The sequence below is a fragment of the Chitinophaga flava genome (genome assembly GCF_003308995.1).
In the GTDB taxonomy this organism is placed as follows: Bacteria; Bacteroidota; Bacteroidia; order Chitinophagales; family Chitinophagaceae; genus Chitinophaga; species Chitinophaga flava.
Map to the genome: position 1 here is coordinate 540807 of NZ_QFFJ01000002.1, position 11922 is coordinate 552728.

The 11922-nt window shown below is 48.4% G+C and carries 12 protein-coding genes; all 12 read left to right on the forward strand.

Annotated features, from left to right (window positions below; translation table 11 throughout):
- Positions 1-92 precede the first annotated feature (92 nt).
- The 12 genes from hisG (at position 93) to hisH (ending at position 11921) form a co-directional block, all read left to right on the forward strand.
- Entirely contained in the window at positions 93-947 is an 855-nt protein-coding gene (gene hisG, locus DF182_RS18580) for an ATP phosphoribosyltransferase (RefSeq protein ID WP_211327162.1), read from the forward strand.
- An 11-nt stretch (positions 948-958) separates the two neighbouring features.
- On the forward strand, positions 959-2221 hold the full coding sequence (hisD, locus tag DF182_RS18585; protein ID WP_113617330.1) for a histidinol dehydrogenase: 1263 nt from the start codon (positions 959-961) through the stop codon (positions 2219-2221).
- Between the two features lie 27 nt (positions 2222-2248).
- Entirely contained in the window at positions 2249-3325 is a 1077-nt protein-coding gene (gene hisC / locus DF182_RS18590; RefSeq protein WP_113617331.1) for a histidinol-phosphate transaminase, read from the forward strand.
- Positions 3322-4458 (forward strand): bifunctional histidinol-phosphatase/imidazoleglycerol-phosphate dehydratase HisB, encoded by a 1137-nt coding sequence (gene hisB / locus DF182_RS18595; protein ID WP_113617332.1) that lies wholly within the window; start codon positions 3322-3324, stop codon positions 4456-4458. The genes hisC and hisB overlap by 4 nt, the downstream gene beginning before the upstream one ends.
- Before the next feature lie 243 nt (positions 4459-4701).
- Complete coding sequence (locus DF182_RS18600) at positions 4702-6114, forward strand: anthranilate synthase component I family protein (protein WP_113619631.1); 1413 nt, start codon at positions 4702-4704, stop codon at positions 6112-6114.
- 1 nt (position 6115) lies between these two features.
- A complete protein-coding gene (locus tag DF182_RS18605) occupies positions 6116-6685 on the forward strand; it encodes an anthranilate synthase component II (RefSeq protein ID WP_113617333.1) in 570 nt (189 codons plus the stop codon).
- Between the two features lie 51 nt (positions 6686-6736).
- A complete protein-coding gene (gene trpD, locus DF182_RS18610; RefSeq protein WP_113617334.1) occupies positions 6737-7729 on the forward strand; it encodes an anthranilate phosphoribosyltransferase in 993 nt (330 codons plus the stop codon).
- 4 nt (positions 7730-7733) lie between these two features.
- Positions 7734-8534: an indole-3-glycerol phosphate synthase TrpC gene (gene trpC, locus DF182_RS18615; protein WP_113619632.1), complete on the forward strand. Its 801-nt coding sequence runs from the start codon at positions 7734-7736 to the stop codon at positions 8532-8534.
- A gap of 7 nt (positions 8535-8541) precedes the next feature.
- Entirely contained in the window at positions 8542-9174 is a 633-nt protein-coding gene (locus DF182_RS18620) for a phosphoribosylanthranilate isomerase (protein ID WP_113617335.1), read from the forward strand.
- 21 nt (positions 9175-9195) lie between these two features.
- Positions 9196-10404 (forward strand): tryptophan synthase subunit beta, encoded by a 1209-nt coding sequence (gene trpB, locus DF182_RS18625; RefSeq protein WP_113617336.1) that lies wholly within the window; start codon positions 9196-9198, stop codon positions 10402-10404.
- 7 nt (positions 10405-10411) lie between these two features.
- A complete protein-coding gene (gene trpA / locus DF182_RS18630) occupies positions 10412-11185 on the forward strand; it encodes a tryptophan synthase subunit alpha (protein ID WP_113617337.1) in 774 nt (257 codons plus the stop codon).
- Between the two features lie 142 nt (positions 11186-11327).
- Complete coding sequence (hisH, locus tag DF182_RS18635; protein WP_113617338.1) at positions 11328-11921, forward strand: imidazole glycerol phosphate synthase subunit HisH; 594 nt, start codon at positions 11328-11330, stop codon at positions 11919-11921.
- Position 11922: the final 1 nt, after the last annotated feature.

The following is an 11922-nucleotide window of genomic DNA, read 5'->3' on the forward strand; positions in this document are numbered from 1 at the left end:
GTAGGCTGGGATGATAATGTGTATAACCACCATATTAGATTCATCATCAGGGGCTTACCAACAGGTAAGCCCCTTTTTTATTTTTACACATCATGAAACTAAAGATCGCCATCCAGAAATCCGGCCGCCTGCACGATGATTCCATCAAATTGCTGAAGGAATGCGGCATCGACATTAACAATGGTGTTAACAAGCTTAAAACGGAAGCCAGCAACTTCCCGCTGGAAGTGTTTTTCCTCCGTGATGATGATATCCCGCAATATATTGAAGACGGGGTGGCGGATATTGGTATTGTAGGTGAAAACGTAGTGCTGGAAAAGAAAAAGCAGGTCAACATTGTAGAGAAGCTCGGCTTCGGAAAATGCCGCCTGTCCATGGCTGTGCCTAAAACCATGGAATACAGTACAGTAAAGGATCTCGAAAACACCAGGATCGCCACCAGTTATCCTGTGATCGTGAATGAGTTCCTGCAGCGCAACGGCATCAAAGCTGAAATTCACGAGATCAGCGGCTCCGTGGAAATAGCCCCCGGCATAGGCCTCGCTGATGCTATCTGCGACCTCGTAAGCAGCGGCTCCACTTTATTTATGAACGGCCTCAAGGAAGTGGAAACCGTACTGAAATCAGAAGCGGTGCTGGCCGCATGCCACAACCTCCAGCCGGAACAACAGATACTACTGGATAAATTGTTGTTCCGCATCCAGGCAGTGAAAAAAGCAAAGAATAATAAATATATCCTGCTCAACGCACCCAATGAAAAGCTGAATGATATTATCGGACTGCTGCCAGGTATGAAAAGCCCTACCGTACTGCCTCTGGCAGAACAGGGATGGAGCTCTGTTCACTCCGTGCTCAATGAAAATGATTTCTGGGATATCATCGAAAGTCTGAAAGCAGCCGGTGCACAAGGTATTCTTGTTGTGCCCATCGAAAAAATGGTGATCTAAAAAAGTATAGGATGCAAACAATAAAATTTCCCGATAAAAGCACCTGGAACACTTTGTTGCAGCGCCCTGTGATGGACACTTCTGCACTGGAAGCTAAAGTGGAAGCTATACTCAGCGATGTGCGCGACAAGGGTGACGAGGCCGTCAGAAAATATGCAGCTGAATTTGATAAGGTAACACTCACCGATCTGGAAGTGGCGCCAGCTGCCTTCGCTGCTGCAGAAGCAGCCCTGGACCCTGCCCTGAAAGCAGCCATCCGGCAGGCTGCAGCCAATATCACCACTTTCCACAAAGCTCAGCAGGAAAAAACACAGATCATCGAAACCATGCCAGGTGTGCAATGCTGGCGTAAACCAGTAGGCATCGAAAAAGTGGGACTGTATATTCCCGGTGGTTCTGCTCCGTTATTCTCTACCATCCTGATGCTCGGGATTCCAGCCACTATAGCAGGTTGTAAGGAAATAGTTCTTTGTACGCCGTCTCTGCACCCGGCCATTCTGTATACAGCACAGCTGGTAGGGATATCCAGGGTGTTTACAATAGGAGGGGTACAGGCTATCGGCGCCATGGCTTATGGTACAGCCACTGTGCCCCGCGTATACAAAATCTTTGGACCAGGCAATCAATACGTGACCTGCGCCAAACAGCTGGTCAACAAACGAGGCGTAGCCATCGATATGCCGGCAGGCCCTTCTGAAGTGGCCGTGCTCGCAGATGACAGCTGTGTACCCGATTTTGTGGCCGCCGATCTGCTCTCACAGGCGGAACACGGACCAGATAGTCAGGTGGTGCTGGTAACCACCAGCGAAAAAGTGATCGCTGATGTGGAAAAAGCGCTGCAGACACAGCTGGACAGGCTGCCCCGCAAGTCTATCGCCACTGCTGCGCTCGATAACAGCAAAATGATCCTGGTGAAAGATATAGACACCGCCATGGACATGCTTAATGCCTATGCGCCAGAGCACCTTATCCTGGCCTGCCGCAATGAGCTCGATGTGGCCGATAAGGTGGTCAACGCCGGATCAGTATTCCTGGGCAACTACACACCGGAAAGTGCCGGTGACTATGCCTCCGGTACCAACCACACCCTGCCGACCAACGGTTATGCCAGCGCTTACAGTGGTGTATCTTTGGATAGCTTTGTGAAGAAAATCACTTTCCAGCAGATCAGTCTGCAGGGATTACAGCAGATCGGTCCTACTATTGAAGCCATGGCTGCTGCTGAAGGATTGGATGCTCACAAGAATGCAGTGTCTGTAAGACTGAAACAATAATAGTCAAATCAAAATATTACGTATCAAATGTTTAATCTCGAATCCCTGCTCAGGGAAAATATAAAACGACTGGTACCTTATTCTTCCGCAAGAGATGAGTTTAAAGGAGAAGCTTCCGTTTTCCTGGATGCCAACGAAAACAGCTTCGGATCGCCGTTGCCGGTTAATTACAACCGCTACCCCGATCCTATGCAGTGGCCGCTGAAATACAAGCTGGCAGATATCAAAGGAGTGCCACCGCAGAATATCTTCATCGGTAATGGTAGTGATGAAGCCATCGATGTGCTGTTTCGCGCTTTCTGCAACCCCGGCGGCATAGACAATGTAGTGCTCTGCCCGCCTACCTACGGCATGTACGAGGTGAGCGCCCACATCAATGATGTGATCATCCGTAAGGTAAGCCTCACACCTGATTTTCAGCTGGATATAGAAGGACTGCAACAGGCCGTTGATGAAAATACCAAGCTGATTTTCATCTGTTCTCCTAACAATCCTACCGGCAACTCCATTCACCGCAGTGATATTGAACTGCTGCTGAACAACTTCGATGGTATCGTAGTAGTTGATGAAGCTTATATCAATTTCTCCCGTCAGAAAAGTTTCATCCAGGAGCTGACTGAATATCCCAACCTGGTAGTGCTGCAAACACTGTCAAAAGCCTGGGGCCTCGCCGGTTTACGCGTAGGGATGGCTTTTGCAGGAGAAGAGATCATTAATGTGTTTAACAAGGTGAAGCCACCGTACAACATCGGGCAGGCCACTCAGGAACTGGCATTGCAGGCACTGGACAACGTAGCCAGGGTAAATGAATGGATACGCGAAATCGTGATCGAGCGCGACCTGCTCTCAGCGGGTCTGGAACAGCTGCCCATGGTACTGAAGGTATATCCCAGTGATGCCAACTTTGTGCTGGCTCAAACCACCGACGCCAAAGGCATCTACCATTTCCTTACTCAGCGCGGCATTGTGGTGCGCGACAGATCTAAAGTAGAACTGTGTATGGGTTGCCTCCGTATCACTGTAGGTACTCCGGCAGAAAATCTGCAACTGCTCGAAACATTAAAATCTTATAATCCGAAAACAGAAACACCGGTATCCGCATGAAACGAGTGCTCTTCATAGACCGCGATGGTACCCTGATAAAGGAAGTACCGCCTACCTACCAGATCGACAGCCTGGAAAAAGTGGAGTTTTATCCTAAAGTATTTGTGAACATGGCCCGTATTGCAGCTGAGCTGGATTACGAACTGGTGATGGTCACCAACCAGGATGGCCTGGGTACTGATGCTTTTCCGGAAGATACTTTCTGGCCTGCACAGCAAATGATACTCAAAGCCTTTGAAAATGAAGGCGTGACGTTCAGCGAAATATTCATCGACCGGACTTTTCCGGCAGAGAATGCTCCTACCCGTAAGCCTGGCACAGGCATGCTTACCCGCTTCTTTACAGGCGAGTACGATCTGGCTAACTCTTTCGTGATCGGTGACCGTATCACCGATGTGCAGCTGGCTAAAAACCTGGGCGCCAAAGCTATCTGGCTCAATGAAGGCAACGGCCTCGGCAATGCGGAAATCAGCGACGATGCACAGGCACTGCAGTCAGTGATAGCGCTGGAGTCTACCGACTGGAACCGTATCTATGAATTCCTGAAACTGGGCCTCAGAACGGTAACGCATGTACGAAAAACAAATGAAACTGATATTACCATCCGGCTGAATCTTGATGGCAGTGGTAAGGCTAATATTCACACCGGTCTGGGTTTCTTCGATCATATGCTTGATCAGATCGCGCGCCATGGCTCCATTGACCTTGATATCACCGCCAATGGCGACCTGCACATCGATGAGCACCATACAATAGAAGATACCGGTATTGCGCTGGGAGAAGCTATTGCCAAGGGTTTGGGAGATAAACGCGGCATCGAAAGATATGGCTTCTGTTTGCCGATGGATGACTGTCTTGCACAGGTCGGCATCGACTTCGGTGGTCGTAACTGGCTGGTATGGGAAGCGGAATTTAAAAGAGAAAAGATAGGGGAGATGCCTACCGAAATGTTCTTCCATTTCTTCAAATCCTTCTCCGATGGAGCTAAAGCCAATCTCAATATCAAAGCAGAAGGACAAAATGAGCATCATAAAATAGAAGCGATCTTTAAATGTTTTGCCAAAGCGGTACGGATGGCGGTAAAACGTAATCCATATAATATGCAGTTGCCAAGTACCAAAGGCTTATTATAGGCGTGCCTTTGTGTGACAAAAAAAAATTTGCATTTGTTGTAAAAAAGTTTCACTTTTGTCTCGCTATGAAAAGTATCATGACAAATAAACATTGGTGGTGGCACGGAATCAATCCCTGATCTGTGTTACAGTGCCATGTTTCGTCTGAAATATAATTGGAAAGGCTCGCTGTTACACAGCGGGCCTTTCGGCTTTTTAGGCCCTTTTCTTTTAACAAATGCAAACACCTTTACCCTGAATATTATGCGTACCATTCAAGTAAAAACAAGATCCAAACAGATGCTGGCAGATATCTTCACGCCAGTGGGCATCTATCTGCGGTTACGTGACAAGTTTCCCGGCTCTATCCTCCTGGAAAGTACCGACTACCGCGCCAGCGACAACAGTTATTCTTATATCTGTATAAAACCCATCGCTGGTATTGAAGTCACCTCCACCAGCCATTTTGAGTTCAAATACCCCAACCTGCCGGTAGAGAAAAAAGAACTGAAAGACACACAAAAAGTGCTGGAGGAACTGGAGAAATTCCTGGGCAACTACACCTTCACCGGCAACCAACCGGTACCCATGGCCCAGAGCCTCTTTGGATACACCACTTTTGATGCAGTACAGTTCTTCGAAACAATAGAATTCAATAAAAATAAAAAAGGCGGCAATGCTCCGATACCTTTGATGCGATACCGGTTTTACCAATATGTGATCGCCATCAATCACTTCAAGGATGAACTATTCCTTTGTGAAAACCAGGTAGAAGGCATAGACAGTGAGTTTGACCTGGTAGAATCACTGATCCGCCACAAAGATTCACCCGGCTATCCTTTCGCCACCGCAGGAGAAGAAACCAGTAACATGACCGACGCGGAATACATGCAAATGGTGGAACAAGGCAAACAACACTGTTTTCGCGGAGATGTCTTCCAGGTAGTACTCTCCAGGGCCTTCCAGCAATCTTTCACCGGCGATGAATTTAATGTGTACCGCGCCCTCCGCTCTATCAACCCCTCTCCTTATCTCTTCTTCTTCGATTACGGCGATTATAAATTAATGGGTTCTTCTCCGGAAGCACAAATAGTGATTAAAGACGGTGTGGCCGCTATTCACCCGATAGCAGGTACTTTCCGACGTACCGGTGATGATGCGCAGGATAAAGCACTGGCAGATAAACTGCTCCAGGACCCTAAAGAAAATGCAGAGCACGTGATGCTGGTAGATCTGGCCCGTAATGACCTCAGCAGAAATGCTACTGATGTGCAGGTGTCGACCTATCGCCAGGTACAGTATTATTCCCACGTGATCCATCTCGTGAGCGAAGTGATCGGTAAGGTAGATCCTAAAACCAACCCATTCTCCCTGCTCGCTTCTTCTTTCCCGGCTGGTACGCTCTCCGGCGCACCTAAATATAGGGCCATGCAGATCATCGATGAGCTGGAACCCACTGCCCGCGGCTTCTACGGCGGCTGTATCGGTGTGGTTGGTTTCAATGGTTACTTCAATCACGCTATCATGATCCGCTCCATGCTGAGCAAGATGAACACACTTTACTACCAGGCCGGCGCCGGTGTGGTGGCCAAATCGGTAGCATCCTCCGAACTGGAAGAAGTAGGTAATAAACTCAATGCATTAAAACAAGCCATTCTGCTGGCACAAAAATTATGATATGAACATCCTGGTTTTCGATAATTACGACTCATTTACATACAATCTCGTTCATCTGGTGGAGAAGCTGATCAACGGCAAGGTGACCGTTGTCCGCAACGATGAAATACCCCTGGAAAAAGTGAACGATTACGATAAGATCATTTTATCTCCCGGCCCTGGTATTCCGGAAGAAGCAGGCCTGCTGCTGCCGCTGATAAAGGAGTATGCGCCTACCAAATCCATCTTCGGTGTATGCCTCGGTTTACAGGCCATCGGTCAGGCTTTTGGCGGTTCTCTGATCAATCTGAAGGAAGTGTACCACGGTGTGGCCACCAACGTAAAAATAGTATCCGATGCCGGCCGCATCTTTAATGGCCTGCCACGTGATATTCAGGCCGGCCGTTATCACTCCTGGGTGATCGACAAAGCAACCCTGCCGGCAGATCTCACCCTCACGGCAGAAGATGCAGAAGGTTATATCATGGCCCTGCAACATAATAAGTACGATGTAAGCGGTGTGCAGTTTCACCCTGAAAGTGTACTCACTCCACTGGGAGAACAAATGCTGAAAAACTGGCTGGAATTATAGTCTCATCGCCATTTTTTTACTCCCATTGATCACTTTAAATACATCAGTCGTATGAAAAAGATACTTAACTATCTGTTTGAACATAAAACATTCAGCCGCGAAGGCGCTAAAGATATTCTCATTAACATCTCCAAAGGCATGTACAACGAAAGCGAACTCGCTGCTTTCATGACCGTGTTCCTTATGCGCAGCATCACCATCGATGAGCTGCTGGGCTTCCGTGATGCCCTCCTGGAGCTGTGCATCCCTGTAAAACTCAATGGTTATGATGTCCTGGATATCGTAGGTACCGGCGGTGATGCAAAAAATACTTTTAATATTTCTACCTTGTCCTGCTTTATCGTGGCAGGCGCCGGTGGTAAAGTGGCTAAACACGGCAACTACGGCGTGTCTTCCATCAGCGGAGCTTCCAACCTCATGGAGCTGGTAGGCTACAAGTTTAAGGCAGACGATGCCAAACTGAGGACAGAGCTGGAAGAAGCCGGTCTGTGTTTCCTCCATGCGCCGCTGTTCCATCCGGCACTGAAAAATGTGGCCGGCATCCGTCGCGAACTGGGTATCCGCACATTCTTTAACATGCTCGGTCCGCTGGTAAACCCAGCCTTCGCCAAACATCAGCTGATAGGCGTATACAGCCTCGAAATGGCCCGTGTGTACAACTATCTGTTCCAGCAAACAGATAAAAAATATGTGATCGTACACAGCCTCGACGGCTATGATGAAATATCACTGACTGCCGATACCAAGATTATCACCAACGCCGGTGAGCAGGACATGACACCTGAGCAACTGGGAAAACGTAAAGTACATCCGGAAGATATCTATGGTGGCAACACCGTGGAAGAAGCCGCGAAGATCTTTATGAAGATACTGAAAGGAGAAGGCACCTGGGCGCAGAACTCCGTAGTAATGGCCAATGCCGCTATGGGTCTGTACAGCCTCGATAAATACAACAGCTACGAAGATGCCTTCGCCGCTGCAGTAGAATCCCTGGAATCAGGTAATGCTCTTAAAGCATTTAAAAAATTGATTGAATTACAGTAAGCTGATGAAAAATATTTTAGCAGAAATAGTTGCCCACAAACAGATAGAAGTAGCTGCCCGTAAACTGCAACGCAGTGCGGAAGAACTGCAGCAGACATCTATGTTTGAACGCGAGCCCCTGTCGCTCCGCAGTTTCCTGCAGAACCCGGATAAAACCGGCATCATAGCAGAATTCAAAAGACGTTCCCCATCCAAAGGACTCATCAACGGTGAAGCGACCGTTCAACAGGTGACCACGGCTTATACCCGTTATGGCGCCTCCGGACTGTCAGTGCTCACAGATGAAAAATACTTCGGTGGCTCTTCAGATGACCTGCAACAGGCTCGCAGCTTTAATCAGATACCCATCCTGCGCAAGGATTTTGTGATCGATGAATACCAGATTCTCGAAGCAAAAGCCATCGGAGCTGATGTGATACTGCTGATCGCTGAATGTCTGGATGCCGCACAGGTAGCACACCTGGCGCAGTTTGCGCACAACCTCGGACTGGAAGTACTGTTGGAAGTGCACAGTGAATCACAGCTGGAAAAAGTAACCGCACATACGCATCTCGTAGGTGTCAATAACCGCGACCTCGTGACGTTTAAGGTAGACTTTAACCGCTCCTGCGAACTGGCGCCCAAAATACCAGCAGACAAAATAAAAGTAGCAGAGAGCGGCATCAACGACCCTGCTGCCATCGTAACACTCAAAGCCGCTGGCTTCCAGGGTTTCCTGATCGGTGAATATTTCATGAAACAGGAAGATCCGGCCCATGCTTTTGAAAATTTTGTGCAGACATTAAACGATTTGCAGGTTAAATAATCACATCATGCGTATTAAAGTTTGCGGTATCACAAGAGTCAACGACCTGCAGGGACTTGTAGCCAACCAGGTAGACTATGCCGGCTTTATCTTTTACGAACGGTCGCCCCGCTTCGCGGCGAGCAGGATAGATGCCCGCAGCGTCAGGGAAACTACCGGTATCCGGAAAGTAGGCGTATTTGTGAATGCATCCGCCGAACAGATAAAACGTACCGTAACAGACTATGCCCTCGATATGGTACAGCTGCATGGTGATGAAACACCTGAATTTTGCGCCACCATCCGGGAGATAGTGCCGGTCATTAAAGCATTTCGTATAGGCAAAAACGTTAACTGGGAAATGGAGCTGGCCGCCTTTGTGCCGGTAACGGATTATTTCCTTTTCGACACAGCCTCCGAAAAAGGCTATGGTGGCACAGGAGAGCGGTTCAACTGGGAGCTGCTGCAGCAGTATCCGTTTGATCATCCTTTCCTGCTGAGCGGCGGTATCGCTCCGGAAGATGCAGCCATCATCAGCACACTACAGTTACCAGCCCTGTTTGCAGTTGATATCAACAGCAAATTCGAAGAGGCCCCCGGTATTAAACAACTGGATAAGGTGAAGCAGTTTGTGGACGATGTGCGTCAGATAACTAAATAATCAAATAAAAAAATATTAGTCATGGACATTGCAATAGATACCAGCAAATCCAGATATCAGGTAGATAAGAATGGCTATTATGGCAGGTTCGGCGGTGCCTATATCCCTGAGATGCTGTTCCCCAACGTGGACGAACTGCAACGCAGATATATGGAAATACTCAGCGACCCATCCTTTCAGCAGGAGTTTGAAGCCCTGCTGCAGGACTATGTAGGCCGCCCTTCTCCACTGTATTTCGCCAAACGTTTATCTGAAAAATACAAGGCACAGATCTATCTCAAAAGAGAAGATTTAAACCATACCGGTGCCCATAAAGTAAACAATACCATCGGACAGATTCTGCTGGCCAAACGACTGGGCAAAAAACGTATCATCGCCGAAACCGGCGCTGGTCAGCACGGCGTGGCCACCGCCACCGTGTGTGCGCTCATGGGACTGGAATGTGTGGTATATATGGGCAGCATCGATATCGAAAGACAGGCGCCCAACGTAGCTCGTATGAAAATGCTCGGTGCCACCGTAGTGCCGGCCACCAGCGGTAGCAAAACGCTGAAAGACGCCACCAACGAGGCTATCCGTGACTGGATCAACAACCCGGTGGATACACATTATATCCTGGGTACCGCCGCTGGCCCGCATCCTTATCCTGATATGGTGGCCCGCCTCCAGTCAGTGATCAGCGAAGAAATCAGAAAACAGCTGCTGGCCAAAACCGGCAACGCCAACCCGGATTATGTAGTGGCTTGTATCGGTGGCGGTAGTAACGCTGCCGGCGCATTTTTCCATTACCTCGACGAAGAATCCGTAAAACTGGTAGCTGTAGAAGCCGGCGGAAAAGGCGTTCATAGCGGATTCTCTGCGGCCACCACACAGCTGGGCAAAATCGGTATCATCCACGCCAGCAAAACACTGCTGATGCAAACGGAAGACGGTCAGATTGTAGAGCCACACTCTATCTCCGCAGGCCTCGACTATCCCGGTATAGGACCCATGCACGCTCATCTGTATGAAACAGGACGTGCCAAGTTCCTCGATGCTACCGACGAAGAAGCCCTGGCCGCTGGTTATGAGCTGAGCAGACTGGAAGGTATCATCCCCGCCATGGAATCTGCCCACGCACTGGCCAAACTGAAAGACCTGCCACTCAATCCCGATGATGTAGTAGTGGTATGCCTCTCCGGCCGCGGTGATAAAGACCTGGATACCTATATCCGTCACATGAATAAATAAATGGATTATGCAAAATCGTATTGACCAACTGTTTGCCTCCAAACCAAACGGTATTCTGAATATATATTGCACCGCCGGTTTCCCGGAACTGAATGATACCCTGCCGGTGATGACCGCCCTGCAACAACACGGAGCAGATCTCATCGAGCTGGGCATGCCTTTCTCCGATCCACTGGCCGATGGCCCCGTGATTCAGGACAGCAGCACCCGTGCACTGAAAAACGGTATGAGCCTTCATAAACTGTTTGAACAACTGGAAGGATTCCGTGAACGTATACACGTTCCCGTTATACTGATGGGATACCTCAACCCGGTACTGCTGTACGGTGTGGAAGCCTTTGTGAAAAAATGTGCGGAAACAGGTATCGACGGCCTTATCATCCCCGACCTGCCCATGGCAGAGTTTGAAACGGACTATAAAGCTGTCTTTGAAAAATACAACGTACACCTTATTTTTCTGGTAACACCGGAAACAAGCGATGAGCGCATCCGCAAGATAGATGGCCTCAGCAAAGGGTTTCTGTACGCAGTATCTTCTTCTTCCACCACCGGAAAAGACAAGGATATGTCTGGCCAGCAGGCTTATTTTGAACGCCTGCAGAGTCTGAAACTCCACAACCCGGTGCTGATCGGATTTGGTATTAAAGACAAGGCTACCTTTGATGCAGCTACCCGGTATACCAACGGCGCCATCATCGGTACTGCCTTCATCAAAGCGGTAGAACATACCAAGGATATTGACGGGACAGTGCGTACCTTTATTGAATCCATCAAAAAATAATTACAAATTGCGAATTACAGGTTATGAAAGAAGGGCTATCACTAATATCTTCGTTTATAATTTGTAATTCGTAATTCTTCATTCGTTGGTTGTCATTCATCATTCGTAATTCGCAATTCGCAATTCGTAATTCGTAATTGAAATGAAAACGGTCATTATAAAATACAACGCCGGTAATATCCGCTCCGTACAGTTTGCGCTGGAGCGTCTGGGAGTAGACGGCATTGTAACGGATAATCCGGAAGAAATCCTGTCGGCTGACAAAGTGATTTTTCCTGGTGTTGGCGAAGCCAGCACTGCCATGCGTTATCTGCAGGAAAGGAACCTGGATAAACTGATCACCGGCCTGAAGCAGCCTGTGCTGGGTATTTGTCTGGGTATGCAGCTGTTGTGCCGCCACTCGGAAGAAAATAATACCCCTTGCATGGGTATTTTTGATGTGGAAGTAAAACGGTTTACCTCCCCGGTGGAAAACCTGCTGAAGATACCGCAGATTGGCTGGAACAATATTACCGGCCTGCACAGTGTGATGTTTGAGCATGTACCGGAAAATGCCTACATGTATTTTGTGCACAGTTATTACGCTGCGCTTGGTGCAGACACGGTGGCAATGGCCAACTATGTGATCAACTACAGTGCGGCGCTGCAGAAGGATAATTTTTACGCGGTACAGTTCCACCCGGAGAAATCTTCAGAAGGTGGCGCCCGTATTATTGAAAACTTTTTGAATTTATAAG

Excerpts from the sequence above, each read along its gene's own strand:
- hisD (WP_113617330.1), top strand. The coding sequence starts at position 959 with ATGCAAACAATAAAATTTCCCGATAAAAGCACCTGGAACACTTTGTTG.
- hisC (WP_113617331.1), top strand. The coding sequence starts at position 2,249 with ATGTTTAATCTCGAATCCCTGCTCAGGGAAAATATAAAACGACTGGTA.
- trpB (WP_113617336.1), top strand. The coding sequence starts at position 9,196 with ATGGACATTGCAATAGATACCAGCAAATCCAGATATCAGGTAGATAAG.
- hisG (WP_211327162.1), top strand. The coding sequence starts at position 93 with ATGAAACTAAAGATCGCCATCCAGAAATCCGGCCGCCTGCACGATGAT.
- DF182_RS18605 (WP_113617333.1), top strand. The coding sequence starts at position 6,116 with ATGAACATCCTGGTTTTCGATAATTACGACTCATTTACATACAATCTC.
- DF182_RS18620 (WP_113617335.1), top strand. The coding sequence starts at position 8,542 with ATGCGTATTAAAGTTTGCGGTATCACAAGAGTCAACGACCTGCAGGGA.
- DF182_RS18600 (WP_113619631.1), top strand. The coding sequence starts at position 4,702 with ATGCGTACCATTCAAGTAAAAACAAGATCCAAACAGATGCTGGCAGAT.
- trpC (WP_113619632.1), top strand. The coding sequence starts at position 7,734 with ATGAAAAATATTTTAGCAGAAATAGTTGCCCACAAACAGATAGAAGTA.
- trpA (WP_113617337.1), top strand. The coding sequence starts at position 10,412 with ATGCAAAATCGTATTGACCAACTGTTTGCCTCCAAACCAAACGGTATT.
- hisB (WP_113617332.1), top strand. The coding sequence starts at position 3,322 with ATGAAACGAGTGCTCTTCATAGACCGCGATGGTACCCTGATAAAGGAA.
- trpD (WP_113617334.1), top strand. The coding sequence starts at position 6,737 with ATGAAAAAGATACTTAACTATCTGTTTGAACATAAAACATTCAGCCGC.
- hisH (WP_113617338.1), top strand. The coding sequence starts at position 11,328 with ATGAAAACGGTCATTATAAAATACAACGCCGGTAATATCCGCTCCGTA.